Annotated in this window: 24 protein-coding genes; 9 read left to right on the top strand and 15 right to left on the bottom strand. The window is 74.8% G+C overall.

What is annotated here, in order from left to right; translation table 11 throughout:
- Positions 1-37: 37 nt before the first annotated feature.
- The 3 genes from EYB28_RS08980 to pgsA all read right to left on the bottom strand — a co-directional run bounded on the left by EYB28_RS08980 (position 38) and on the right by pgsA (position 1,699).
- Entirely contained in the window at positions 38-382 is a 345-nt protein-coding gene (locus tag EYB28_RS08980; RefSeq protein ID WP_166846816.1) for a helix-turn-helix domain-containing protein, read from the bottom strand.
- A 253-nt stretch (positions 383-635) separates the two neighbouring features.
- Positions 636-1,097 carry a CinA family protein gene (locus EYB28_RS08975; protein ID WP_166846815.1) on the bottom strand — a complete coding sequence of 154 codons (462 nt, stop codon included), beginning with the start codon at positions 1,095-1,097 and terminating at the stop codon, positions 636-638.
- Positions 1,094-1,699 (bottom strand): CDP-diacylglycerol--glycerol-3-phosphate 3-phosphatidyltransferase, encoded by a 606-nt coding sequence (pgsA, locus tag EYB28_RS08970; protein ID WP_166846812.1) that lies wholly within the window; start codon positions 1,697-1,699, stop codon positions 1,094-1,096. Before pgsA ends, EYB28_RS08975 begins: the two co-directional genes overlap by 4 nt.
- A gap of 81 nt (positions 1,700-1,780) precedes the next feature.
- Between pgsA and EYB28_RS08965 the strand changes: the two genes are divergently transcribed.
- Positions 1,781-3,073 carry a CapA family protein gene (locus tag EYB28_RS08965; protein ID WP_240930459.1) on the top strand — a complete coding sequence of 431 codons (1,293 nt, stop codon included), beginning with the start codon at positions 1,781-1,783 and terminating at the stop codon, positions 3,071-3,073.
- Positions 3,074-3,109: 36 nt separating this feature from the next.
- On the opposite strand, the gene EYB28_RS08960 is transcribed toward EYB28_RS08965, so the two are convergent.
- Together EYB28_RS08960 and EYB28_RS08955 are read right to left on the bottom strand one after the other, a co-directional pair.
- Complete coding sequence (locus EYB28_RS08960) at positions 3,110-5,914, bottom strand: DNA translocase FtsK 4TM domain-containing protein (protein ID WP_370459457.1); 2,805 nt, start codon at positions 5,912-5,914, stop codon at positions 3,110-3,112.
- Positions 5,915-6,000: 86 nt separating this feature from the next.
- Positions 6,001-6,414 (bottom strand): hypothetical protein, encoded by a 414-nt coding sequence (locus EYB28_RS08955; protein ID WP_166846809.1) that lies wholly within the window; start codon positions 6,412-6,414, stop codon positions 6,001-6,003.
- 78 nt (positions 6,415-6,492) lie between these two features.
- Here EYB28_RS08955 and EYB28_RS08950 point away from each other — a divergent pair, with 78 nt between their 5' ends.
- Entirely contained in the window at positions 6,493-7,077 is a 585-nt protein-coding gene (locus tag EYB28_RS08950; protein WP_166846806.1) for a TetR/AcrR family transcriptional regulator, read from the top strand.
- Between the two features lie 60 nt (positions 7,078-7,137).
- Here EYB28_RS08950 and EYB28_RS08945 read toward each other — a convergent pair whose 3' ends face one another.
- The 3 genes from EYB28_RS08945 to dapA all read right to left on the bottom strand — a co-directional run bounded on the left by EYB28_RS08945 (position 7,138) and on the right by dapA (position 10,783).
- Positions 7,138-7,833: a DUF4328 domain-containing protein gene (locus EYB28_RS08945; protein WP_166846805.1), complete on the bottom strand. Its 696-nt coding sequence runs from the start codon at positions 7,831-7,833 to the stop codon at positions 7,138-7,140.
- Positions 7,834-8,053: 220 nt separating this feature from the next.
- Positions 8,054-9,739 (bottom strand): ribonuclease J, encoded by a 1,686-nt coding sequence (locus EYB28_RS08940; protein ID WP_166846803.1) that lies wholly within the window; start codon positions 9,737-9,739, stop codon positions 8,054-8,056.
- 54 nt (positions 9,740-9,793) lie between these two features.
- Positions 9,794-10,783 carry a 4-hydroxy-tetrahydrodipicolinate synthase gene (gene dapA, locus EYB28_RS08935; protein WP_166846800.1) on the bottom strand — a complete coding sequence of 330 codons (990 nt, stop codon included), beginning with the start codon at positions 10,781-10,783 and terminating at the stop codon, positions 9,794-9,796.
- Positions 10,784-10,867: 84 nt separating this feature from the next.
- Between dapA and EYB28_RS08930 the strand changes: the two genes are divergently transcribed.
- From EYB28_RS08930 to EYB28_RS08915, 5 genes are all read left to right on the top strand, one after another.
- Positions 10,868-12,340, top strand: a complete 1,473-nt coding sequence (locus EYB28_RS08930; protein WP_166846798.1) for an NAD-dependent succinate-semialdehyde dehydrogenase — start codon at positions 10,868-10,870, stop codon at positions 12,338-12,340.
- Between the two features lie 89 nt (positions 12,341-12,429).
- Positions 12,430-13,128 carry an AzlC family ABC transporter permease gene (locus EYB28_RS20100; RefSeq protein ID WP_240930458.1) on the top strand — a complete coding sequence of 233 codons (699 nt, stop codon included), beginning with the start codon at positions 12,430-12,432 and terminating at the stop codon, positions 13,126-13,128.
- Positions 13,125-13,445, top strand: a complete 321-nt coding sequence (locus EYB28_RS20095) for an AzlD domain-containing protein (protein ID WP_205710877.1) — start codon at positions 13,125-13,127, stop codon at positions 13,443-13,445. Before EYB28_RS20100 ends, EYB28_RS20095 begins: the two co-directional genes overlap by 4 nt.
- A gap of 67 nt (positions 13,446-13,512) precedes the next feature.
- The gene (locus EYB28_RS08920; protein ID WP_166846792.1) at positions 13,513-14,022 is read left to right on the top strand and encodes a GNAT family N-acetyltransferase; all 510 of its coding nucleotides are present in this window, start codon (positions 13,513-13,515) and stop codon (positions 14,020-14,022) included.
- A gap of 133 nt (positions 14,023-14,155) precedes the next feature.
- Positions 14,156-16,477 (top strand): glycoside hydrolase family 3 C-terminal domain-containing protein, encoded by a 2,322-nt coding sequence (locus EYB28_RS08915; protein WP_166846790.1) that lies wholly within the window; start codon positions 14,156-14,158, stop codon positions 16,475-16,477.
- A gap of 90 nt (positions 16,478-16,567) precedes the next feature.
- On the opposite strand, the gene EYB28_RS08910 is transcribed toward EYB28_RS08915, so the two are convergent.
- Positions 16,568-17,218: a TetR/AcrR family transcriptional regulator gene (locus EYB28_RS08910; RefSeq protein ID WP_240930457.1), complete on the bottom strand. Its 651-nt coding sequence runs from the start codon at positions 17,216-17,218 to the stop codon at positions 16,568-16,570.
- Between the two features lie 80 nt (positions 17,219-17,298).
- Between EYB28_RS08910 and EYB28_RS08905 the strand changes: the two genes are divergently transcribed.
- Positions 17,299-18,483 carry an MFS transporter gene (locus EYB28_RS08905; RefSeq protein WP_166846787.1) on the top strand — a complete coding sequence of 395 codons (1,185 nt, stop codon included), beginning with the start codon at positions 17,299-17,301 and terminating at the stop codon, positions 18,481-18,483.
- A gap of 80 nt (positions 18,484-18,563) precedes the next feature.
- Positions 18,564-19,094: a hypothetical protein gene (locus tag EYB28_RS08900; protein ID WP_205710876.1), complete on the top strand. Its 531-nt coding sequence runs from the start codon at positions 18,564-18,566 to the stop codon at positions 19,092-19,094.
- On the opposite strand, the gene EYB28_RS08895 is transcribed toward EYB28_RS08900, so the two are convergent.
- The 6 genes from EYB28_RS08895 to EYB28_RS08870 form a co-directional block, all read right to left on the bottom strand.
- Complete coding sequence (locus tag EYB28_RS08895; protein ID WP_205710875.1) at positions 19,072-19,569, bottom strand: hypothetical protein; 498 nt, start codon at positions 19,567-19,569, stop codon at positions 19,072-19,074. The two genes, EYB28_RS08900 and EYB28_RS08895, sit on opposite strands and share 23 nt — an antisense overlap.
- Positions 19,566-20,336, bottom strand: a complete 771-nt coding sequence (gene dapB / locus EYB28_RS08890; RefSeq protein ID WP_166846785.1) for a 4-hydroxy-tetrahydrodipicolinate reductase — start codon at positions 20,334-20,336, stop codon at positions 19,566-19,568. Before dapB ends, EYB28_RS08895 begins: the two co-directional genes overlap by 4 nt.
- A 55-nt stretch (positions 20,337-20,391) precedes the next feature.
- The gene (locus tag EYB28_RS08885) at positions 20,392-21,720 is read right to left on the bottom strand and encodes a pitrilysin family protein (protein WP_166846783.1); all 1,329 of its coding nucleotides are present in this window, start codon (positions 21,718-21,720) and stop codon (positions 20,392-20,394) included.
- 7 nt (positions 21,721-21,727) lie between these two features.
- On the bottom strand, positions 21,728-23,974 hold the full coding sequence (locus EYB28_RS08880; RefSeq protein ID WP_166846780.1) for a polyribonucleotide nucleotidyltransferase: 2,247 nt from the start codon (positions 23,972-23,974) through the stop codon (positions 21,728-21,730).
- 257 nt (positions 23,975-24,231) lie between these two features.
- Positions 24,232-24,501: a 30S ribosomal protein S15 gene (gene rpsO / locus EYB28_RS08875; protein ID WP_166846778.1), complete on the bottom strand. Its 270-nt coding sequence runs from the start codon at positions 24,499-24,501 to the stop codon at positions 24,232-24,234.
- Between the two features lie 233 nt (positions 24,502-24,734).
- Positions 24,735-25,709, bottom strand: coding sequence for a bifunctional riboflavin kinase/FAD synthetase (locus tag EYB28_RS08870; protein WP_166846776.1), 975 nt, complete (start codon positions 25,707-25,709; stop codon positions 24,735-24,737).
- Positions 25,710-25,745 lie beyond the last annotated feature (36 nt).

Here is a 25,745-nt window from a genome sequence, read left to right as displayed (position 1 = left end):
CCCCTCGTCGTGCCGTATGACGGCGCGCCGTGTGTCGTCAGCCGACCGGCGCGAGCTTCTCGTGCACGGCGTCCTCGCGCGGCTCGCCGCCCTTGCTGAGCATGCCGGCGAAGACGTCCGCCGGGATCGTGTCCGGGATGTGGAGCCCCTCGGCGACCGCGACCCGGTCGCTCACCTCGCGCAGCACGAGGGACATCGGGACGTCCAGGGCCTCGCAGATGGAGGCCAGGAGCTCGGAGGAGGCCTCCTTCTGCCCACGCTCGACCTCGCTCAGGTACCCGAGCGACACGCGCGCCGCCGACGACACCTCACGCAGGGTGCGCCCCTGACGCTGCCGCGCGCCACGAAGCACGTCCCCGATCTCTCGTCGCAGTACGACCATCTCACGCCCCCTCTCGGTGTGACCCTCTCTGTCCCGTCCCGCCGGCGCCTGGCCGGCGGCCGGGGTCGTCGCCCGTCCGGTGCCCCGGCGTGCCGGGGTGGCACCACCGTACCGCGCCCGGGCCCTGTCCGGCCCGGTGCCGGGCCTGGTGCGGGGCAGATCGAGACGCTTTCGTGCCCTGTCGGTCATCACACCTGCCGCAACGTCGCGGCCGGGGGCGTTGTTCCCACCGTCCCGGTCCCTCACGCATCCTTCACCGGAGCGCCTCGACCACCAGGTCGAGCGCGGCGTGGACGGCGCCGTCGCGCACCGCCGGCCGCTCCCCGGGGATGTCGAGCCGGCGGACCCGGTCGCCGTCGGGGGTGCTCACCGCCACATACACCTCGCCCGGCGGGTGGCCGTCCTGCGGGTCCGGCCCGGCCACGCCCGTGGTCGCCACGCCGACGTCGGCACGCACGGCGCGGCGCACCCCGCGGGCCATCTGCGCGGCGACGTCGGGGTCGACGGCGCCCCGGGCGTCCAGGAGCGCGGCGTCGACGCCCAGCAGCGACGACTTCACCTCCGTGGCGTACGCGACGACGGCCCCGCGCAGCACCCGCGACGAGCCCGGCACCTCGACGAGGGCGGCCGAGACGAGGCCCCCGGTGAGGGACTCCGCGACCCCCACGGTCCAGCCCCGGGCGAGCGCGGCGTCGAGGAGGTCGCCGGCGGTCACGCCGCGGCCTCGGGACGGGGGCCCTCCGCCTTCGCGTCGCGGCGCAGCCGCCACCCCTGCGCCGCGTAGTCGATCCCGGTGACGACGGTGACGCCGATCGCGGCCCACATCACCACCCAGGCCGTGTCGTGCACGGAGGACGGCAGGTGCGCGAGCGGCAGCAGGAAGAGCGTGATCGCGACCATCTGCAGCACGGTCTTGATCTTGCCGCCGCGCGAGGCGGGCATGACGGCGTACCGCAGCACGACCATGCGCATCGCGGTGACACCGAGCTCGCGCGCGAGGATGACGACCGGCACCCACCAGGGCAGCTCGCCGAGCGGCCACCACAGCAGGATCAGCGCCGCCCCCACGAGCGCCTTGTCCGCGATCGGGTCGAGGATCTTGCCGAGGTCGGTCACCAGGCCGCGCGAGCGCGCGAGGTAGCCGTCGATCCTGTCGCTCACCGCGGCGAGCACGAAGACGGCCGTCGCCACCAGCCGCCACGTCACCGAGTCGCCGCCGTCGGCGAGCAACGCCCACGCGAAGACCGGCACGAGGACGATGCGGACCATGGTCACGAGATTCGCGATGTTCCACGGCGACGGAGTCGGGTCGGTCATCCGGCCAGCCTACTGGGGCCCGCGGCGCACCCCGTGACCGGGCGACCTCCTGCGGGTCCCGACACCCGGTACCCTCGGCGGGTGCCACCCTCGACGACGGCGGGTCCGACGCACGCACGACCGCGGCGCAGCGCTGCGCGCCGGGTGGGTGCGTCGCTCGCCCTTCTCACCGCCGGCCTCGCGGGCTGGACGACCTGGCAGGTCACCGACCACGACGGCGACGTCGCGGCCCCGACGACGACCGTGCCGGCCGCGGTGGTCGCGGCCAAGTCCGCGCCGCCTCCCCCCGACCCGCCGGCCGGGTTCACGGTGCTCGCCGCCGGCGACCTGCTGCCCCACGGGCCCGTGGTCCGCTCGGCGCAGGGCGGCAGCGACTTCGAGACGCTGCTGTCCGGCCTCGACCGGTGGGTCGCCGGGGCCGACCTGGCGCTGTGCCACATGGAGGTCCCGGTGGCGCCCGAGGGCACCCCGCCCAGCGGGTACCCGCTGTTTGCCGCGCCGGGCGGCCTCGTGGACGCCGTCGCGGCGCAGGGATGGGACGGCTGCTCGACCGCGTCGAACCACTCGGTGGACCGTGGGTACGACGGCGTGGTCGCCACCCTCGACGCGTTCGACGCCACCGGGCTCGGGCACGCCGGCACGGCGCGCTCGGAGGCCGAGCAGGCCGCCCCGCAGCGCTACGAGCTGGAGCGGGCGGGACGCACGATCACGGTCGCCCACCTCTCGGCGACGTACGGCCTCAACGGGCTCCCCGTCCCGGACGAGGCCCCCTGGGCGGTGGACCTCATCGACGCCGACAGGATCGTCGCGGACGCCCGCCGCGCCCGCGACGCCGGGGCCGACGTCGTGCTGCTCAGCCTGCACGCCGGCGTCGAGTACACCGAGGACCTGACCGACCAGCAGATCGAGGTCACGCACGCCGTCGCCGAGTCCGGTGCGGTCGACCTGGTCATCGGCCATCACGCGCACGTGCCGCAGCGCATCGAGAAGCTCGACGGCGGCCCCGGTGGCAACGGCATGTGGGTCGCCTACGGGCTCGGGAACCTGCTGTCGAACCAGAGCGCCGCGTGCTGCGACGCGCGCACCAGCAACGGTGTGCTCCTCACGGCGACCTTCCGGCAGGACCACGCGGGCGCGCCCGTGCTGGTGACGGACGTGGGCTGGACCGGGACCACGGTCGACATCGCGGCGGGGCACCGGGTGCACGCGCTGCCCGACCTCGGTGACGGCGAGGCCGGCGACCTCTCCGCCGCCGAGCTCGTGGCCCGGCGGGAGCGGGTGGCCGCGGCGGTCCGCGACGCCGCCGACCACCGCGTCGAGCCGCCGACACCCACCGGCCCCGAGCCCGAGGTCGTGCCCCGGACGGCGCCCTGACCGCCCGCGGTCACGACGCCGACGGAGCGCCCGTCGTCAGCGCCAGCCGTGCTCCGGGTCGGTGTCCGCGCCGTCGTGGTAGTCCGTGGCCACGGGCGGCGCGTGCCCGTCCGTGCCCGCGGCGTACGGGTCGCCCGTCCCGGCGGCCTCGGCATCCTGGTCGTAGGCGTCCGGGGGCGTCTCCCCGCGGATGAGCGCGAGCGCCGAGGGCAGACCGTCGGGGCCGACCAGCACCTCGCGCGCCTTCGACCCCTCGGAGGGGCCCACGATCTCGCGCGACTCCAGCAGGTCCATGAGCCGACCGGCCTTCGCGAAGCCGACACGCAGCTTGCGCTGCAGCATGGACGTCGACCCGAACTGCGTGGTCACCACGAGCTCCGTCGCCTGCAGGAGCAGGTCGAGGTCGTCGCCGATGTCCTCGTCGATCTGCTTCTTGGCCGCGGCGGGCGCCGTGACGTCCTCGCGGTAGACAGGCTTGAGCTGGGACTTCACGTGCTCCACGACGGAGTGCACCTCGGACTCCGTGACCCACGCGCCCTGCACGCGCATCGGCTTGGCCGCGCCCATCGGCAGGAACAGCGCGTCACCCTGGCCGATGAGCTTCTCGGCGCCCGGCTGGTCGAGCACGACGCGCGAGTCGGCGAGCGACGACGTCGCGAACGCGAGACGGGACGGCACGTTGGCCTTGATGAGGCCCGTGACGACGTCGACCGACGGCCGCTGCGTGGCCAGCACGAGGTGGATCCCGGCGGCGCGGGCGAGCTGGGTGATGCGCTGGATCGAGGCCTCGACGTCGCGCGGGGCGACCATCATGAGGTCGGCCAGCTCGTCGACGACCACCAGCAGGTACGGGTAGGGCGCGATCTTGCGCTCCGAGCCCGGCAGCGGCTGCACCTTGCCCGAGCGCACGCCCGCGTTGAAGTCGTCGATGTGCTTGTACCCGAACGTCGCGAGGTCGTCGTAGCGGGCGTCCATCTCCCGCACCACCCAGTCGAGGGCCTCGGCGGCCTTCTTCGGGTTGGTGATGATCGGCGTGATCAGGTGCGGGATGCCCTCGTAGATCGTCAGCTCCACCCGCTTGGGGTCCACGAGGATGAGCCGCACCTGCTCGGGCGTGGCCCGCATGAGGATCGAGACGATGAGCGAGTTGATGAAGCTCGACTTGCCGGCGCCGGTGGCGCCCGCCACGAGGATGTGCGGCATCTTCGCGAGGTTCGCGACGACGTAGCCGCCCTCGACGTCCTTGCCCACGCCCATCACCATCGAGTGCTCGGTACGGCGGGCCGCCGAGGACCGCAGCACGTCGCCGAGCACGACCGTCTCACGGTCGGTGTTCGGGATCTCGATGCCGATGGCGGACTTGCCGGGGATCGGCGAGAGGATCCGCACGTCGGCGCTGGCCACGGCGTACGCGATGTTGTTGGTCAGCGACGTGATGCGCTCGACCTTGGTCTTCGCGCCGACCTCGACCTCGTAGCGCGTGACCGTGGGCCCGCGCGTGTAGCCGGAGACCTGCGCGTCGACCCCGAAGTCGTCGAAGACCTTCGTCAGGGCCTCCACGACCCGCTCGTTCGCCGCCGACCTGGTCTTGTGCGGCGCGCCCTCGCCGAGCGACTCCTCGCTGGGCAGCAGGTAGACCGTGTCGCCGTCGAGCATCGGCTGCTCGCCGCGCCCCATGGGCGGCAGGTCGCCCGCCGGCGGCTTGGCGTCGTCGACGAGCGCCGGCGAGGGCGGCGCGGGCGGTGCGGCGACGGCCTGGGTCGGCGCGGACCGGTCGGCCTTCGCCTTGCCCGCGCGCGCGGCGGCCGTCTCCTTCTCGAGCGTCGCCGCCTTCTCGAACGCCTCGTCGCCCGCGTACTCGTCCAGCCCCGCCGCCTCGGCCGCCTCGGCGGCGCGCTGCGCCTTGGTCTTGCGCGTGCGCTTCCGGCGCTGCGGCGTGGTGTCCGTGCCGTCGTGACGGGAGACGCCCTCCGCCAGCGGCAGGCCGTCGCCGTCCTCCTCGGGGTGGTGGTTGCCGGTGAGCCGGTCGTACAGCCCGCGCAGTCGCTCCGGGATGCGGTGCACCGGCGTCGCCGTGACGACGAGGAGGCCGAAGAAGCCGAGGAGGAGGAACAGGGGCACGGCCACCCAGGCGGTCACGCCGGTCACGACCGGGGTCGCGGCGAGGTAGCCGATGATGCCGCCGGCGTCCTGCACGGCGGCGAAGCCCTGGCGCGGGGACGGGTTGTCCTCGGCGATCGCGACGAGCGCGCACACCGAGATCACGACGAACGTCAGACCGATCGCGACCCGGGAGTTGGCCTGCCCCCGCTCCGGGTGGCGCATGACGCGCACCCCGAGCCAGATGAGGAGCACGGGGACCGCGACCCCGGCGAGCCCCACGGTGCCGGCGACGACCGCGTGCACGACCGTCCCGAAGGTTCCGGACAGCCCCCACCACTCGCGCGCGGCCACGACCAGCGCGAGCGCGATGAGGAAGAAGGCGACGCCGTCGCGGCGGTGCTCGGGTTCCAGGTCTCTTGCTCCCTTGGTGATGCTGCGGGTCACGGCGCCCAGGCCGTGGGCGACGCCGAGGTACGCGCCCCGGACGGCGCGCACCGGCCACGACGGGCCGTGGCGCGCGGGGCGCCGCGACGGCGGCCGTCCCCCGCCACGGCTGCCTCGCCCTGTGCCCGACCGTCCCGTGCCCGAGCGCGCCGACGACGCGCCCCGCGCGGGGGCGCGGGACGAGCTGCGCGCGGGCGTACGACGCGCCGGGGCGGACACCGAGGCACTCCGCCCGGTCCGCGCCGCGCCCCGCGGGGTCCCGGTGATCTTCCGGGCGGGTGTCCGGGTCGCCATGATGGTCCCACCGTACCCGCGCCCGGACGACCGGCGGCGGAGGTCGCGGACGCGTGTCCGGCGCCCCTCACGACGCCCCCGTGGCGCTATGCCGCGGCGAGCAGCCCCACGGCGAGCGTGACCACGCCGGCGGCGAGGGCGACCGCGCCGGCCGGCAGGAGGACCACCGCACCGTTCGGGCGGGTGCGCCCGGAGCCCATTGCGGAGAAGAAGAACCCGGCGGGCATCAGGATCGCCGCGACGAGCACCCCGGTGGCGGCGACCCACCGGGCGAACCCGCCGAGCGCGGTGGCCTCGGCGAGGACGACGCAGAGCAGCCCCAGGACGACGAGCACGCCGGCGTGGGCGTGCCCGGCGCGGAAGAAGGACGCCTGGAACGCGGTGGCGGGCACCCTGCCCGTCACCACCTTGACCAGGAAGTATCCGCCGGACTCGATCGCCACGACGGTCAGCAGGACGATGCCCGCGGTGACGCGGGCCGCGTCGGTGAGCTCGAGCACGGGGGCCTCCTCGCTAGTTTGAGAACACTGTTATAGAACACTGTTCGCAAACTGGTGTCAAGGGGTTAGGCTCTCCGCATGGCCCGGCCCCGCGTGCACGACGACGCCCTGCGCACCCGCCTGCTCGAGGTCGCCTCCGAGCTCGTCGCCGAGCGCGGCGAGGACGCGCTCACCGTGCGCGCCGCGGCCTCCGCGGCCGGCACGAGCACCTCGGCCGTGTACGCCCTCTTCGGGTCCCGGGAGGACCTGCTCACCGCGGTGAGCGACGAGGGGTTCCGTCGCTTCGCCGCCCACCTGGACGCGGTGCCCCGCACCGCCGACCCGGTCGCGGACCTGCGGCAGCTCGGCCGCGCCTACCGCACCAGCGCCCTGGCGGCGCCGCACTTCTACCGTGTGATGTTCGACCGCGCCGTCCGCCCGGCACCCCACGCCCCGGCTCCCGTCGAGCAGCCCACGTTCCTCGTCCTCCGCGACGCCGTAGCGCGCGTGGTCGGGGCGCCCGGGGGCCGCACCGAGGCGGCAGCCGTCGGGCTGTGGGGGCTGGTCCACGGGCTCGTGTCGCTCGAGCTCGCCGGGCTGCTGCCCGGCGACGCCGACGCCCGCGCCGCGCGGTACGACGCCGCGGCCGGCGCGGTGGGCCCCGCGCTGCTCGCGCCCCGCTGAGCGGCTCTGAGCGACGTGGCCCCGGCGGAGCCGCCCGGCGACCGGGGTGGAGGACGGCCGTCAGGATCGGGCGGACGCCGTCCGGGTCCGCTGGTCGGCGGTGATCTCCCGCACGAGACGCACCCACAGCACGAGCGCCACGACCATCACCAGCAGGGAGAGTCCCTCGATCCCGGGCAGGAGCGCGGGGTCGCGGGGGCCGTAGCCCATCGTCGCGAACGTCGCCTGGTTCATCAGCCACGCCGAACCCAGCCAGCAGCCCCACCACAGCCCCAGGCCGCCGCGCCGCACCGAGCCGGCCGTCGCGGACCGCACGTCGCGGACCACCTGGTACGGGAACCACAGCGACACCACGGGCACGACCCAGCCCAGCCACACCCAGACCGGGCCGCGCGCCTGCGGGACCAACGGCGAGAGGGTGACGGCGAGACGCCGGCTCTGGTGCAGCCACAGACAGGTCACGACGAAGGCGACCACCTGCGCGCCGAGGAGCCAGCGCGCCACCCGGTCGTGCGTCGTGACCTCGAGCATCCCCCCACCGCCGGTGGCGGCCATCTCGTCGAGCGCGGCACCGAGCGCCGCCGCCGCCGAGAACGACGAGACGAACGAGACGGCGACGAGAGCCGTCCACACGCAGGCCACGACGATGCTCGCGGTCCCGAGCGCCGTCGGCGGCCGGGGCACGGCGGGCGACGGGCCCGGGACCGGCCGCACGGTCGCGCCCGCCGGGCGGGGTCCCGTCGCACCGGCGTGCACGGACGTGGTCGGTTCGGACGACGGTCGAGACGGTTCTGGGTGCGACACGGATTCCTCCACGAATCGGCCAACACACCCCAGGTTAGCGAAAAGTTCGCAGGTGAGCGCGCTGAGGAGGCCCGCTGGGCGGCGACGTCCGGTACCCGGCAGAGCGACGCCCCCGCCCGTGGGACGACCCACGGGCGGGGGCGGAGGGATCAGGCGTCCACTGCGCTCCGGCTCAGGCCTCCACGACCACCGGGACGATCATCGGCCGCCGGCGCAGCCGCCGGTTCACCCACTGCCCGATGACCCGGCGCATCACCTGCTGGAGCTGGTAGGTGTCGGTGGCGCCGCCCGCGATGGCGTCCTCGAGCGCCCGCACGACGTCGGGCTGGATCTCCTCGAAGACCGCGTCGCCCTCCGCCATGCCCCGTGCCAGGATCTGCGGCCCGGCCAGCACCTTGCCGGTCGCGGTGTCGACCACGGCGAAGACGGACACGAAGCCCTCCTCGCCGAGCGTCCGCCGGTCCTTCAGCTCGTTCTCCGTCACCTCGCCGACGGTCGACCCGTCCACGAAGACGTACCCGCACGGCACGGCGCCCACGACGGACGCCTTGCCGTCGACCAGGTCCACGACGACGCCGTCCTCCGCCAGCACCACACGGTCCGCCGGCACGCCCGTGCGGACCGCGAGCGCGGCGTTCGCGACGAGGTGGCGCACCTCGCCGTGCACGGGCATCACGTTGCGCGGGCGCAGCACGTTGTAGCAGTAGAGCAGCTCGCCGGCGCTGGCGTGGCCGGACACGTGCACCTTGGCGTTACCGGAGTGCACGACGCGCGCCCCGAGCCGCGTGAGGCCGTTGATCACCCGGAACACGGAGTTCTCGTTGCCCGGGATGAGGGACGACGCGAGGATCACCGTGTCGCCGTGGCCCACCTGCACGCGGTGGTCGCCGTTCGCCATGCGGCTCAGGGCCGCCATCGGCTCGCCCTGCGACCCCGTGGACATGTACACGATGCGGTCGTCGGGCAGGTCCCCGGCCTTCTTCAGGTCGATGAGGACCCCCGGCGGCACGTCCAGGTAGCCGAGCTCCGCCGCGATGCCCATGTTGCGCACCATCGAGCGGCCGACGAGCGCGACCTTGCGGCCGTGCGCGTGGGCGGCGTTGAGCACCTGCTGCACGCGGTGCACGTGGGAGGAGAACGACGCGACGACGATCCGCTTCTCCGCCTGGGCGAAGACGTTGTCGAGCACGGGACCGATCTCGACCTCGTTCGTGACGAACCCGGGCACCTCGGCGTTCGTGGAGTCGACCATGAACAGGTCGACGCCCTTCTCCCCCAGCCGCGCGAAGGCGCGCAGGTCGGTGATCCGCCCGTCGAGCGGCAGCTGGTCCATCTTGAAGTCGCCGGTGTGCAGCACGGTGCCGGCGCCCGTCGTCACGGCGACGGCGAGCGCGTCGGGGATGGAGTGGTTGACCGCGACGAACTCGCAGCCGAACGCGCCGAGCTGCACCGTCTCGCCCTCGGTCACGACGCGCGTGACGGGCTTGATGCGGTGCTCCTTGAGCTTCGCCTCGACGAAGGCGAGCGTGAGCCGCGACCCGACGATCGGGATGTCGCGGCGCAGGCGCAGCAGGTAGGGCACGGCACCGATGTGGTCCTCGTGCCCGTGGGTCAGGACGATCGCCTCGACGTCGTCCATCCGGTCGGCGATGTACTCGAAGTCCGGCAGGATCAGGTCCACGCCGGGCTGGTGGTCCTCGGGGAACAGGACCCCGCAGTCGATGACGAGCAGCTTGCCCTGGTACTCGAGGACGGCCATGTTGCGACCCACCTCGCCCAGGCCGCCGAGGGCGACGACTCGCAGGCCGTGCGCGGGCAGCTCCGGGGGCAGGGGAAGTTCGGGGTGAGGGTGACTCAAGGGGCCTCCTGGCCTCGTGCGAACAGTACGGAAGTTCCTCGGCGCGACGTGCGGTCAGCGCGGCGTATGGATCGCGGGGTGCCCCACGACGGCGGTGGCGTCCTCCGGCAGCTCCGGAGGAGACATCGGCGTCGCCTTGGCGGGGATGAGCCCGACGGCGGTGAGCACGGCGCGCAGGTGCGCCACCTCGTGGTCGCTCGCGGCGACGTTCGGCAGGCGCAGCGTCCGGTGCTCCAGGGCGCCCTGCGCCTGCAGCGCGGCCTTGGCCATCACGGCCTGCGCGCCAGCGCCGTTGAGCGCGTTGACGACGGGGACCGTGGGCCGGAACGCGGCCAGCGCCTCCGCGTGCTCGCCCGCGTCCCACGACCGCACGGCCTGCGCGAAGTGCGCCGCCACCAGGTGCGCCGCGACGGACACGATGCCGGCGCCGCCGACGCTCAGCATCGGCAGCAGCAGCCCGTCGTCGCCGGAGTACCAGGCCAGGCCCGTGGCCTCGATCAGCTGTGCGGCGGACCAGACGTCTCCCGTGGCGTCCTTGTTGGCGACGATCCGCGGGTGCTCGGCCAGGCGACCGAACGTCTCGGGCGCGATGCGGACGCCCGCGCGGCCGGGGACGTCGTAGAGCATGACGGGCAGGTCCGTGGAGTCCGCGACCGCCACGCAGTGCTGGTACAGGCCCTCCTGCGTGGGCCTCGAGTAGTAGGGCGCCACGAGCAGGAGTCCGTCCGCCCCGGCGTCGGCGGCCTGGGTGGCCATGCGGATCGCGTGCGCCGTGTCGTTGGATCCCGCGCCCGCCAGGACGGCGGCACGGTCGCCCACGGCCTCCACCACGGCGGCGACCAGGGCCGCCTTCTCCGGCGCGTGCGTCACCGGCGACTCGCCGGTCGTGCCGGACAGGACCAGACCGTCGTTCCCGTCGTCGACCAGCTTGGTCGCGAGCGCCGCCGCCGCCTTCAGGTCGACGGCGCCGTCCGGCGTCATCGGGGTCACCATCGCGGTCAGCACCGCACCGAAGGGGCGCTCTGGCGTCGCGGGAAGCGTCATGGGTCCACCGTACCGGTCACGGACCCCGGCGACCGCCGTCGCCCGGCTGGTGAGTGGCGGCGGGCCGGTCCCATACTGGCTGCCATGACCGCACCGACGCTGTCGCCCGCGCTCGTGGCGCACCTGCCCACGGGGATGCTCGTGGGCGGCCACTGGGGCCCGGCGGCGGGCGGGCGCACGTTCGAGGTGGCCGACCCGGCCACGGGCGAGGTGCTCTTCGACGTGGCCGATGCCACGGCGGACGACGGCCGCCGCGCCCTGGACTCCGCCGCCGATGCCGCCGGCCCGTGGCGCGCCGCCGCGCCGCGGGAGCGCTCCGAGGTGCTGCGCGCGGCCTACGAGCGGATCACCGCGCGCACGGACGCGTTCGCCTCCCTCATCACCGCCGAGTGCGGCAAGCCGCTCGCCGAGGCCCGCGCCGAGGTCGCCTACGGGGCCGAGTTCCTGCGCTGGTACGCCGAGCAGGCGGTGCGCGCCGACGGACTGGTCCGGATCGCCCCGGCGGGCGCAAACCGCCAGCTCGTGCACCGCCGGCCGGTGGGCCCCGCGCTGCTCGTGACACCGTGGAACTTCCCCATCGCGATGGCCACCCGCAAGATCGGCCCTGCCCTCGCCGCCGGGTGCCCCGTGGTCGTCAAGCCCGCGAGCGCCACGCCGCTGACGACGATGCTCGTGGCGGAGGTGATCCGCTCGGAGCTCGCCGACCGCGGGCTGCCGACCGGCGTGGTCAACGTGGTGCCGACCTCGAGCCCCGGCGATCTCACCGGTCCGCTCCTGGGCGACGACCGCCTGCGCAAGCTCTCCTTCACGGGCTCGACCGCCGTCGGGCGCACCCTGCTGGCCCAGGCCGCCGACCAGGTGCTGCGGTGCTCCATGGAGCTCGGCGGCAACGCGCCGTTCCTGGTCCTCGCCGACGCCGACCTGGACGCCGCGGTCGACGGCGCGGTCGTCGCGAAGCTGCGCAACGCCGGGCAGTCGTGCGTCGCGGCCAACCGGTTCTACGTGCACGACTCGCTCGCGCGCGAGTTCGCCCGGCGGCTGGCCGACAGGTTCGCGTCGCTGCGGGTCGGTCCGGGCGCCCGGGACGGGGTCGACGTCGGCCCCCTCATCGACGCCGGCGCGGTGGACCGCGTCGCGGGCCTGGTGGACGACGCCACCGGGCGCGGGGCCCAGCTGCTCACCGGCGGGGACCGGCCGGAGGGGCCGGGCTCCTTCTACGAGCCCACCGTGCTCGCGGGCGTCGACCCCGACGCCCGAGCCGTGCGCGAGGAGATCTTCGGTCCCGTCGCGCCCGTCGTGGCCGTCGCGGACGACGACGAGGCGATCGCGCTGGCCAACGCGACGGAGTACGGCCTCGCCGCCTACGCCTACACGACGTCCCTCGACCGGGCGATGCGGGTGTCCGACGAGGTCGAGGCCGGGATGATCGGCATCAACCGCGGCATGGTCTCGGACGCGAGCGCGCCCTTCGGCGGGGTCAAGGCCTCGGGGCTGGGGCGCGAGGGCGGCGAGGCGGGCCTCGAGGAGTACCTCGAGACGGTCTACGTCGCGCTCTGACATCCGTAGGAGCATCCGGGCGGGCGGCGCCGGCACCCCGGGGCGGGACGGTGCGCGGTGCGACGCCGCGGCGTGGTTGGCTGGGTGCCGTGGGACCAGGACGCCTCAGCCCGGCGGTACGCGCCGCGGTACGCCAGGGGACGTCGGTCGCCGTGGCGACCGGCCTGTACGGGATCTCGTTCGGCGCGCTGTCGGCGGTGGCCGGGCTCAGCGTGGGCCAGACCGCGACCCTGAGCCTCCTGCTGTTCTCCGGCGGCTCGCAGTTCGCGCTCGTCGGCGTGGTCGCGGCAGGCGGCTCGCCCGTCGCCGCCGTCGCGACGTCCACCCTGCTCGGCGCCCGCAACACGCTGTACGGCGCGGTCGTCGCCCCGCTGCTGGGGGTGCGCGGGTGGCGGCGCCTCGCCGCGGCGCAGCTGACGATCGACGAGTCCACCGCGGTCGCCGTCGCTCAGCGCGAGCCGGCCGCCACCCGCGCCGGGTTCTGGGTGACGGGCCTCGGCGTGTTCGCGCTGTGGAACGCGTTCACCCTGCTGGGCGCGCTGGCCGGTGACGCGCTCGGCGACCCCCGGGCATGGGGGCTCGACGCCGCCGCGGGCGCGGCGTTCCTCGCGCTGGTGTGGCCGCGGCTCGCGGCCCGGGCCGCGCAGGTCGTGGCCGCGCTCGCCGTCGGCGTCACCATCGCCCTCGTGCCACTGACGCCACCCGGTGTGCCCGTCCTGGGTGCGGCCGCTGCCGCGATCGTCGCCGGCCTGGTCGCGCCGTCGCGCGCCGCCGAGGAGGGCCGATGAGCGCCGCCGTGCTGTGGGCGACCGTCCTCGTCGCCTCGCTGGCCTCGTTCGCGCTCAAGCTGGCGGGGCACCTGGTCCCCGAGCACTGGCTCGCGACCGACCGGGTGCAGCGCACCTCCTCGCTCGTGACGGTCGCGCTGCTCGTCTCCCTGGTGGTGGTGCAGACGTTCACCGACGGTCAGGCGCTGAGCGTCGACGCGCGGGTGCCCGCCCTCGCGGTCGCCGCGGTCGCGCTGGCGTGGCGGGCCCCGTTCGTGGTGGTCGTCGTCCTGGCGGCGGCCACGGCCGCCGGGCTGCGCGCGCTCGGCTGGGGCTGACGGCGTTCCTCGGACCACCGCGCGGACCGTGGCCCGGGGAGCACGGCGCCGCCACTACGCTGGCTTGATGGCGCTCTTCCGTGAGACGGCCGACGTCTCGGTCCGCCCGGCGGTCCCCGGCGACGAGGAGGCGGTCACCCGCGTCCAGGTGTCGGCCTGGCGCGCGACGCACGAGGCCGCCCTGGGGGACGGCGTCGTCGACGCGCTCGACACGGGCGCGATGCGCGACCGGTGGGCGCAGGCGATCACCGCTCCCCCCGGCGAGGGGTTCGCCGTCCTCGTCGCGCTGGCCGGCCCCGAGATCGTCGGCTTCGCCGCCGTCGCCCCCGGCCAGGTCGTGGCGCTCGAGGTCGAGCCGGAGCACCAGCGCGGCGGGCACGGCTCGCGACTGCTCTCGGCCGCGGTGGACCGGCTCCGCAGCGACGGCGCGGAGGAGGTCGTCACCTGGGTGCTCGACGACGACACGGCCCGCGAACGCTTCCTGTCCGCGGCGGGGCTCGGCCCCGACGGGAGGGAGCGCACTCTCGCCACGGGCGTGCGCGACGTCGTCGAGCGCCGCTGGTCCGCGGCCATCTGACGCTGCGGCCGGAGTGCCGTCGGCGACACCGCCCCGCCCCCTGCCGGGCCACGTCGCACCCACTTATACTTACCACTCGGTAGGTTTTTGCTACGCTGCCCGGGTCGCACCGACCCCGACCCTGGAGCACCCCGTGTCCCTCGAGCAGACCGCGCCCGGCACCGCCGGCGCCACCGACCGGCCCGCCGGAGCCCTCGACGTCGAGCGCACGCTCGCCGCCCTCACCCTGGAGGAGAAGGCCTCCCTCCTGTCCGGCCTCGACTTCTGGCACACCCAGCCGGTCGAGCGCGACGGCGAGACCCTCGTCCCGTCGGTCATGGTCACCGACGGCCCGCACGGCCTGCGCAAGCAGGACGAGTCCGCCGACCACCTCGGCCTCGGCAACAGCGTGCCCGCCACCTGCTTCCCCACCGCGGCGGCGCTCGGCTCCACCTGGGACGCCGACCTGCTGCACCGCGTCGGCGAGGCGCTCGGGCGCGAGACGCGGGCGAACGACGTCGCCGTGCTGCTCGGGCCCGGCGTGAACATCAAGCGGTCCCCGCTGTGCGGACGCAACTTCGAGTACCTCTCCGAGGACCCGGTCGTCGCCGGCGACCTGGCCACCGCGCTCGTCGAGGGCATCCAGTCGACGGGCGTGGGCACCTCGCTCAAGCACTTCGCCGCCAACAACCAGGAGGCGGACCGCATGCGCGTGTCCGCCGACGTCGACGAGCGCACGCTGCGCGAGATCTACCTGCCCGCGTTCGAGCGGGTCGTCACCCGCGCGCAGCCGTGGACCGTCATGTGCGCCTACAACAAGGTCAACGGCACCTACGCCTCCCAGCACGACTGGCTGCTCACCACCGTGCTGCGCGACGAGTGGGGCTTCGACGGCCTCGTCGTCTCCGACTGGGGCGCCGTGCGCGACCGCGTCGCCGCCGTCGCCGCGGGCCTCGACCTGGAGATGCCGGCGACGGGCGGCCGCACCGACGCCCAGGTCGTCGCCGCCGTGCGCGCCGGCGAGCTCGACGAGAGCGTCGTCGACACCGCGGCCCGCCGCGTCCTGCGGCTGCTGGCGCAGACCCTGCCGGCGCTCGACGCGCCCGGCGCCGTCGACGCCGACGCCCACCACGCGCTGGCCCGTGAGGCCGCCGCCGCGGGCACGGTGCTGCTCAAGAACGACCCGGTCGACGGCGAGGCCCTGCTCCCCCTGGACCCCGGCACCCTCGCGGACGTCGCCGTCATCGGCGAGCTCGCCCGCACCCCGCGCTACCAGGGCGCCGGCTCGTCGCAGGTCAACCCGACCCGGCTCGACGACGCCCTGACCGCCCTGCGCGCGGCCGCCGGCGCCGACCTGCCGTTCGCGCCCGGCTACACGATCGCCGAAGGTCCCGACGACGACCGCTCCCCCGCGACCCTCGTGGCCGAGGCCGTCGAGGTCGCGCGCGGGGCGCGCACGGCCGTGGTGTTCCTCGGCCTGCCGGCCGCCGACGAGTCCGAGGGGTACGACCGGGACCACATGGACCTGCCCCCCGCGCAGGTGGCCCTGCTCGAGGCCGTCGCCGCCGCGAACCCGCGCGTCGTGGTCGTGCTCTCCGGCGGCTCGGCGATCTCGGTCGCGCCCTGGCGGGACGCCGTCCCGGCCCTGCTGGTCGGCTGGCTCGGCGGCCAGGCCGGCGGGTCCGGCGTCGCCGACGTCCTTACCGGCGCCGTGACGCCGTCGGGCAAGCTCACCGAGACGCTGCCGCTGCAGCTCGAGGACAACCCGTCGCACGGGAACTTCCCCGGCGAGCTCGGGCACGTGCGCTACGGCGAGGGCGTGCTGGTGGGCTACCGCTGGTACGACGCGAGGCGCATGGAGGTCGCCTACCCGTTCGGGCACGGGCTGTCGTACACGACGTTCGCCTTCGACGACGTGGCCGCCGAGGTCACGGGCGCGGGCCGGGACGCACGGGTGCGCGTGCGGGCGCGGATCAGCAACACCGGCACCGTCGCGGGCGCCGAGGTGGTGCAGGTGTACGTCGGCGACCCCGAGGCGCAGGTGCAGCGCCCCGAGCGTGAGCTGAAGGCGTTCGCCAAGGTGCGCCTCGAACCCGGCGCGTCACAGGTCGTGGAGCTCGCCCTGGACGCGCGGGACCTGTCCTACTGGCACCCGGTGCTGGGTCGCTGGGTCGTCGAGGGCGGCGAGTTCGTCGTCTCGGTGGGCGCGTCGTCGCGCGACCTGCGCGGCTCCGTGACCGTCGACGTCGCCGGCGAGGACGTCGCGCTGCCGCTCGGCGAGCTGTCCACCCTCGGCGAGGCACTGGCGCACCCGGTGGCCGGACCCCCGATCCGCGGGGCCCTCGACGGCAGCCCGCTCGACCCCGAGATGCTGGCGATGGCCACCGACATGCCGCTCGTCGTCCTCGCGGACTTCGGCATGGGCGGCCTGGACCGCGACGCGCTCGCCCGGCTGATCGAGGCCGCGAACACCTGACCCCCACCCTGCACGGGCCGGTGGTTCTGATTCGTCTCGCTGTCCGTCGGATCACGACACAGATCAGAACCACCGGCAGGACGACGCGGGTCAGGCCGGCGGGTCGAGGAGGATCAGGTCGAGGTACGCCCGCAGGTCGGCGGCCATGTCGACACGTTCGGCGCGCGGGCGCTCGAGCGAGTACAGCCACTGGACCTGCAGCCCGTCCATGAGCGCCACGAGGGTGCGCGCGGCCACCGCGGGATCGACGCCGTCGCGGAGCCTTCCCTCGTCGCCGAGGCGCGCCAGCTCGGCGCGCATGCGGGACACCGTGTCCCGGTACCGCGCCGCGAAGAAGTCGTGCGCCGGATGGTCGGCCGACGTCGCCTCGGCCGCGAGCCCGGCGAACACCTCGACGACGGGCCGGCGCAGCGCGTTGCGCTCCACGAGCCGCACGATCGCCTCGAACAGCGAGCGCCCTTGCGCGAGGTCGGTGTCGACGTCTGCGAAGTCGACGGCGTCCCGGTGCTCCAGCACTGCCTCCAGCAGGGCCGCCTTGGTCGGGAAGTGGTGCAGCAGGCCCGGGTGCGAGATGCCGACCCGCGCGGCGACCTCCCGCAGGGACGCACCGTGGTACCCCACCTCGCCGAACAGCGCGATCGCCGCCTGCAGGATCTCCTCGCGCTTGGCCCGGCCCTTGGCGTAGCCGCGCCGCGGCGCCCCTCCGGGCGCCGTCCCGTCGTGGACCGTCGTCTCGCTCACGCCCGCCATTGTGCCGGTCACGGCCACACATCGCGTCGCCGGCACGGCCTGGCCGCCCGCCACGGTGAGAGGATGAGCCGGTGCCGCCCTCCCCCACCACGACGCGCACGCTGCGGGACGCCGCGGCGGGGATCGCCGTCCTCGCGGTCGCGAACTTCATCGCCATCACCACCGAGGTGCTGCCCGTCGGGCTGCTGCCGCAGATCGCGCGCGGCGTCGAGGTGTCGGAGTCGACGGCGGGGCTGCTCGTCACCGTCTACGCGTTCGTCGTCGCGGCGTTCGCGGTGCCGCTCACGCTCGCCACGCGTTCCCTGCCCCGCAAGCCGCTGCTGCTGGTCACCGTGGTGGTCTATGCCGTGAGCAACCTGCTCGTGGCCGTCGCGCCGTCGTACGCGCTGGTGGCGGCCGCCCGCACGCTCGGGGGCCTCGGGCACGCCGTGTTCTTCTCGGTGTCGATCGCGTACGCCGCGCGCCTCGTGGGGCCGCTGTACACCGGACGCGCGCTGACGCTCGTGACGGCGGGCGGCACTCTGGGCTTCGTGCTGGGCGTGCCGCTGTCCACCTCGCTGGGCGCGGCGGTCGGCTGGCGGTGGTCGTTCGCCGTCGTCGCGGGCGTGTGCGCGGCCACCGCCGTGCTCGTCGCGTGGCTGCTGCCCGCGGTGGCCGTCGAGCCCGCCCGCCCGCGCGACCGGGCCGCCGCGCGGGCGGGCCGCGCCCGGCTCGGCATCGTCGTCGGTGCCAACACGATGCTCTTCGGCGGCCACTACACGGTGTACACGTACATCTCGGTGCTGCTGCTCGCGACCGGCCTGTCCGAGGGCGCCGTCGGGCCCGTCCTGCTCGTCTTCGGGGCCGTCGGGCTGATCGGGCTGTGGGCCGCGGGCCGGTTCCTCGACCGCACGCCCCGGGCCCTCACGCTCACGGCGATGGCGGTGATCGCCGCCGCGCTCGTCGCGCTGGCGCTCGCGCTGCCGCACGCCGCCGGGGTGCTGGCGGCCGGCGGCGTGTGGCTGTCCGCGTTCGGCGCGATCCCGGCCACGTTCCAGGCCGCCGCGCTGCGCACGCAGGGCGCGAGCCCGGACGTGGCCGGCGCCTTCGTCAACGCGACGTCCAACTTCGGCATCGGGCTGGGCGCCGCCGTGGGCGCCGCCGTCGTGGCGGGGGCGGGGCCCCGGGACCTCGCCCTGACCGGGGCCACCATCGTCGCGGTCGCCCTGGTCGTGGTGCTCGCCGCCCGCCGGTCGTTCCCCCGGCACCCGGCGTAGCGCAGCCTCGGACCACGCTCGTTCCACGACCGTCACGACGCCGTGACCGTGACGTAGCACCGCCCTGCCACGGTGGTGCCATGGACCACTCCCTCGTGACCGACTACTTCGCGGCGCCCAACGACGCCGTGGCCGCGACCGTCGTGCGCCTGGAGCAGGGGCCGTCCGTGGTGGCGCGCGGGTCGGGGGTGCCGCTCTTCGACACGGTCCGCCTGCCCGGCATCGACCCGTTCGTCATGCTCGGACGGCTCGCGGAGCTGGTCTGCCGGCTCCCCTACGCACGAGTCACCGCGCACCCGCGCCACGGCTCCCTGGTCCAGGGGTCCACCGACGCCGGGCCGTGGGTCGTGACGATCTCCGAGGAGGTGGCCGGGGCGCTGGCCGCCGCGTCTCCGCGGCTGCTGACCACCGTCGCCCAGGACTGGCCGCGCGTGGCCGGCGCGGCTGCGGCCGCGCCGGAGACGCTCGCGCCCGCGCTGGTGGCGCTCGGAGACCTCGCTGGTCGGGCCGGCCAGGCCCGGCACGCCCTCTACTGCTGGCTGTGGCTCGCGCCCGACGCCGGCGGCCCGTCCGGCGCGCCGACCGAGGTCACGACGGTGCGCCAGGGGTGAACATCGACGACGCCTTGCGCAGCATCGCCCGGGCCCGCCGGCGGTCGCCCGCCGCGTCGTAGGCGAACGCCAGGTGGTACCAGGCCCGCCAGTCCTCCGGCGCGGCCTCGACGTCGGCGCGGCGCGCGGCGAACTGCTCGTCCGCCGCCGCGCGGTCGATGCGGCCGCCGGGCGAGCGCGGCAGGTCGTCCACGGGCAGCTCCCCGGCCGCGGCGAGCGTGTCCGCCATCCGCTGCACGCGCGTCGCGAGCCGGTACTCGCGGGCGACGAGCCCGATGACGAGCAGCGGGATGACGAGCACCGCCACGCCGATGCCCACCAGCACCGGGTGGCCCTCGCGGATCATCGCGACGCCCCGCCCGGCGATCTGCCACACGTACAGCGCCAGGAGGGCCGTCACCGCCACGGCGCCGGCGAGGCCGCGCGGCAGCCGGCGACGCCGCGCGGCGCCCTCCCCGGTCGCGGGCTCGGTCACGACAGGTCCAGCACGTTCTCGAGCCCGACGGTCAGCCCGGGCCGGCCCACGACCTCGCGCACCGCGAGGAGCACCCCCGGCATGAACGACGACCGGTCGAACGAGTCCTGGCGGATCACGAGCTGCTCGCCCGGGTTGCCCAGCAGGATCTCCTCGTGCGCCACCAGGCCGCGCAGCCGCACCGCGTGCACGCGCACGCCGTCGACGTCGGCACCCCGCGCCTCGTGGCCGGTCTCGGTGGCGTCGGGCATCGGGCCCAGCCCCGCGTCCGCCCGGGCGCGGGCGATCGCCGCGGCCGTGTGCCGGGCGGTCCCGCTCGGGGCGTCCACCTTGGCCGGGTGGTGCAGCTCGACGACCTCCGCGGACTCGAAGAACCGCGCCGCCTTGGCCGCGAACGACATGGCCAGCACGGCGGACAGGCCGAAGTTCGGGGCGATCAGGACGCCGAGCCCGCCGCCGGCACGGTCCGCGTTCACCCGCGCCGCGTGCTCCGCGACCCGCCCCCGGGACGCGTCGTCCCAGCCCGTGGTGCCCACCACCGCGTGCGCCCCGGCGTCCAGGACGGCGTGCACGTTGGCCTCCGTGGCTGACGGGACCGTGAAGTCCACGGCCACGTCCGCGCCGGCCAGCGCGGCCGCGTCCACCGTGTCGCCGGCGTCGAGGCGCGCGACGAGCTCCAGGTCGGGCGCCGCCTCGACCGCGGCGCACGTCTGCGAGCCCATGCGGCCGGCGGCACCGAGGACGGCCACCTTCAGGGTCTCGGTCATGGTTCAGGTCTCCTGCTCTGCTGGACGATGCTCTGCTGGGCGGACGGCGCCGGGCTCAGTCCGCGAAGGGGCCCACCCGGACCACCGACCGCGGGCGGGACGCGAGGTCCGCGGCCAGCTCGCGCACGTCCTCGGCCGTGACCGCGCGGACCCGCTCGAGCATCTCCGCGACGCTCAGCAGCTCACCGTAGACGAGCTCCGCCTTGCCCAGCCGGCTCATCCGCGACCCGGAGTCCTCCAGGCCCAGCACGAGGCCGCCCGAGAGCTGCCCGACACCGCGCTCGAGCTCGGCCGCGCTGATGCCGTCGGAGGCCAGCCGGTCGAGCTCGTCGCCCAGCAGGCGGGTGACCTCGTCCACCTTCGCCGGGGAGCAGCCCGCGTACAGGCCGAACATCCCCAGCCCGCCGTGGCCCGAGGCGAACGAGTACGTCGCGTACGCGAGGCCGCGGCGCTCCCGGATCTCCTGGAACAGGCGCGAGGACATCCCGCCGCCGAGCACCGCGTTGAGCACGGACATGGTGAAGCGGCGGTCGTCGGTGGCCGCAAGCCCGGTGGAGCCGACGATGACGTTCGCCTGCTCCACCTGCCGCGACACCGTGAGGGAGACGGCCTCGGTCGGCACGCCGCTCGTGTCCGCCTCGGACGTGCGGCGCTCGCGCGGCGCGACGGCCCCGCTCAGGTCCCAGCCGCCGGCCGCCAGCGACCGGGTCACCTGGGACACCAGGGCGTCGTGGTCCACGCCGCCGGCGGCCGCGACCACCAGCGTCTCCGGCCGGTAGTGCCAGCGGTAGTGCTCCGCCACGGCGTCGCGGGGCACCGCGCGGATCGTGTCGGGCGTGCCGCCGATCGGCCGGCCCAGCGGGTGGGTGCCCAGCACGGCGGCCGCGAACTCCTCGTGCACGACGTCGCCCGGGTCGTCGTCGGTCATCGCGAGCTCTTCGAGGATCACGCCACGCTCGGTCTCGAGCTCGCCGGCGTCCAGGCGCGCGGACGTGACCATGTCACCGATGACGTCGACGGCCATCGGCAGGTCGGAGTCCAGCACGCGGGCGTAGTAGCAGGTGTACTCCTTGCCCGTGGCCGCGTTGGCCTCGCCGCCGACCTCGTCGAACGCCGCGGCGATGTCCATGGCCGACCGTCGCGGGGTGCCCTTGAACAGCAGGTGCTCGAGGAAGTGGGTGGAGCCGAAGTGCCCGTCGGACTCGTCCCGGGAACCGACCCCGACCCACGCGCCCACCGTCGCCGAGCGCAGGCCCGGCATCCGCTCGGAGAGCACACGGACACCGCCGGGCAGGACGGTGCGACGGATCGTCGCGCCGTCCTGCCCGGCGGTGAGGTCGGCACCGGGCTCGCCCGCGGGGACGAGCGGAAGGTGCCAGGTCATCGGAGCGTCAGGCCTCCGCAGGTGCTTCGGTCGCGTCCGCCTCGGCGTCGGACTTCTCGTCCTCCGTGACCGCGACGAGCGACAGCTTGCCGCGCGGGTCGATCTCGCCGATCTCGACCTGGACCTTCTGCCCGATCGACAGCACGTCGTCGACGTTCTCGACGCGCTTGCCGCCGACGAGCTTGCGGATCTGGCTGATGTGCAGCAGACCGTCCTTGCCCGGCGAGAGCGAGATGAAGGCACCGAACGACGTCGTCTTGACGACGGTGCCGACGAAGCGCTCGCCGACCTCCGGCACGTGCGGGTTGGCGATCGCGTTGATCGCCGCGCGCGCGGCCTCCGCCGACGGGCCGTCGGTCGCACCGATGTAGACGGTGCCGTCGTCCTCGATGGAGATGTCGGCGCCCGTCTCCTCCTGGATCTGGTTGATCATCTTGCCCTTGGGCCCGATGACCTCGCCGATCTTGTCGACCGGCACCTTCACCGCGATGACGCGCGGGGCGTTGGGGCTCATCTCGTCCGGCACGTCGATCGCCTCGGCGAGGACGTCCAGGATCGTCAGGCGCGCGTCGCGGGCCTGGCCCAGCGCCGCACCCAGCACCGAGGCGGGGATGCCGTCGAGCTTGGTGTCGAGCTGGATGGCGGTGACGAACTCCCGCGTGCCGGCGACCTTGAAGTCCATGTCGCCGAACGCGTCCTCGGCGCCCAGGATGTCCGTCATGGCGGCGTAGCGGGTCTCCCCGTCCACCGTGTCGGACACCAGACCCATCGCGATGCCCGCGACCGGCGCCTTGAGCGGCACGCCGGCGTTGAGCAGCGACAGCGTCGAGGCGCACACGGAGCCCATGGACGTCGAGCCGTTGGAGCCGAGCGCCTCGGACACCTGGCGGATCGCGTACGGGAACTCCTCGCGGCTCGGCAGCACCGGCACGAGCGCACGCTCGGCCAGGGCGCCGTGGCCGATCTCCCGGCGCTTCGGCGAGCCCACGCGGCCCGTCTCACCGGTCGAGTACGGCGGGAAGTTGTAGTTGTGCATGTAGCGCTTGCGCGTGACCGGCCCGAGCGAGTCGATCTGCTGCTCCATGCGCAGCATGTTCAGCGTGGTGACGCCCAGGATCTGGGTCTCGCCGCGCTCGAAGATCGCCGAGCCGTGCACGCGCGGCAGCACCTCGACCTCGGCCGACAGGGTGCGGATGTCCGCCAGCCCGCGCCCGTCGATGCGCACGCCGTCCGTGAGCACGCGCTGGCGCACCAGCGCCTTCTGCAGCGAGCGGTAGGCGGCCGACAGCTCCTTCTCGCGGCCGTCGAAACCGTCCTGGAGCTCGCCCAGCATCTGGGCCTTGATCTCGTCGAGGCGGTTCTCGCGCTCCTGCTTGTCGGCGATCGCGAGGGCCTCGCGCAGGGGCTCGGTGACCGCGGACTCGACGGCGGCGTACGCGTCGTCGGCGTAGTCCGGGAACAGCGGGAACTCCTGGACGTCCTTGGCCGACTGCTCGGCCAGGGAGAGCTGCGCGTCGCACAGGGCGGCGATGAACGGCTTGGCCGCCTCGATGCCCTCGGCGACGACCTCCTCCGTCGGCGCGGCGACGCCCTCGGACTTGATGAGCTTCCAGGCGTCGTCGGTCGCCTCGGCCTCGATCATCGCGATGGCGACGTCCTCGGTCCCGTCGGCGGCGGTCACCTTGCGGCCGGCCACCACCATCTCGAAGACGGCGCGCTCCTTGTCGGAGTACTTGGGGAACGCGACCCACTGGCCGTCGATCAGCGCGATGCGCACCGCGCCGGCGGGGCCGGAGAACGGCAGGCCGGAGATCTGGGTCGACGCGGACGCGGCGTTCATCGCCAGGACGTCGTAGGCGTCGTCCGGGTGCTGGGCCATGACCGTGATGACGATCTGGACCTCGTTGCGCAGGCCCTTGACGAAGAGCGGGCGCAGCGGGCGGTCCGTGAGGCGGCAGGTGAGGATCGCCTCGGTGGACGGGCGGCCCTCGCGGCGGAAGAACGAGCCGGGGATGCGCCCGGCCGCGTACATCCGCTCCTCGACGTCCACCGTCAGCGGGAAGAAGTCGAACTGGTCCTTGGGGTGCTTGCCGACCGCGGTGGTCGACAGCAGCATCGTCTCGCCGTCCAGGTACGCGGCGACGGAGCCGGCGGCCTGGCGGGCGAGGCGGCCCGTCTCGAAGCGGACGGTGCGGGTGCCGAAGCGGCCGTTGTCGATGACGGCCTCGGCGAACTGGATCTCGGGACCCTCCACGGGTGCCCTCCTGTTCTCGAAGGCGCCGCGGCTCGGCGGTCTTCGATCGAGGCCCACGGAGCTCGTCGTCCCGCCGGGGGCGTGGACGCGGCTCGGGAGGCCACTACCGAGGACCGGACGATGACCGGCGGCGCGGTACGGCGTGGACGGACGGTCGCCCGCCCACGGGGACGCCGGGAGGGCGCCCCCAGGACCATCTCACCAGACCAGCCCGGCCCCTGCCGAGGGACCGGGCTGGTCGGCGTGGTCCGGCGAGCTCAGCGGCGCAGACCGAGCCGGGCGATCAGGCTCCGGTAGCGCTCGATGTCGACCTTCTGCAGGTAGCCGAGCAGGCGACGGCGCTGGCCGACCAGGAGGAGCAGGCCACGACGGCTGTGGTGGTCGTGCTTGTGCTCCTTGAGGTGCTCGGTGAGGTCCGTGATGCGCTGCGTGAGGAGCGCGACCTGCACCTCCGGCGAGCCGGTGTCGCCCTCGTGAGTCGCGTACTCGGTGATGATGGACTGCTTGGTGGCAGCGTCGAGCGGCATGGCTCTCCTTCGGTGTCGTTGCGCGGTGCTCCGGGACTGCTTCACCGGGCGCTCTGGATCCGCGGCCGATCAGACGGCCTCACCATGCTACCAGCGCGGCGCGGCGGCGCCGCCCATGCCCACCGCGGGCGCCTACCGCAGGATCAGCGGATGTTGATTGTCGGCCGAGTCTGCGGTTCCGCTCCGGGCGGGTGCCTCGTTCCTCGGCCCCCACCCTGCGCTGCACCTCCGCCTCAGCCGAGGGCGCGGCGCGCCTGCGCCACGTCCTCGCGCATCTGCGCCACCAGCGGGTCGATCCCCTCGAACCGCAGCGTCGGGCGCAGCCGCGCGACCAGCTCGAGCACGACCGGCTCGTCGTACAGGTCGAGGTCGTCGCGGTCGAGGACGTACGCCTCCACGCGGCGCTCGACGCCGTCGAACGTGGGGTTGGTCCCGATGGAGATCGCCGCCGGCAGGTCGACGTCGGGGTGGCCCGGGGACGCCGCCGCCAGGACCGGGCGCAGCAGCCGGCCGGCGTAGACGCCGTCGGCCGGGACCATGCCCTCGATGCCGCCCAGGTTGGCTGTCGGGAACCCGAGCTCGCGGCCCCGCGCGTCGCCGTGCACGACCGTCCCCCGGACCCGGTGCGGGCGCCCCAGCACCTCGGCCGCCCCGGCCACGTCGCCCTCGGCGAGCAGCGCCCGCGCCGCCGAGGAGGACCACCGGTGCGTCGACCCGTCGTCGCCGGGCAGGCACTGCCCGACGTCGTCGACGGCGACGACCTCGAACCCGTGCGCGCCACCCAGCTCGACCATGGTCGCCAGCGTGCCGACGTTCCCCTTGCCGAAGCGCACGTCGTGCCCCACGACGACGGTCCGCGCGCCGAGCGCGCCCGTGAGGTAGCGCGTGACGAACTCCTCCGGGGTGAGCGCCGCGAGCTCGAGCGTGTACGGCACCACGAGGGTCGCGTCGAGGCCGGTACGGGCCAGCAGGTCGAGGCGGTCCGTCAGGCCCGTCAGCAGGTCGGGCGCCGAGGCCGGCCGGTGCACGGCGGCGGGGTGCGGGTCGAAGGTCAGGGCCACCGCCCGGCGCCCGTCGGTGCGCGCCAGGCGCACGAGCCGGCCCAGGACGGCCTGGTGCCCCCGGTGGACGCCGTCGAAGTTGCCGATCGTCACGACCGACGGCCCGAAGCCGGCCGGGACCTGCTCCAGCCCCGTGAACACCTGCACTCGATCTACTCCTCGCCAGAAGGGGTCCCGCGGCCG

The organism is Isoptericola sp. BMS4, from assembly GCF_011634835.1.
In the GTDB taxonomy this organism is placed as follows: Bacteria; Actinomycetota; Actinomycetes; order Actinomycetales; family Cellulomonadaceae; genus Isoptericola.
Note: the sequence above shows the minus strand (reverse complement) of the source record. Positions and strands in the feature narration are given on the sequence as shown.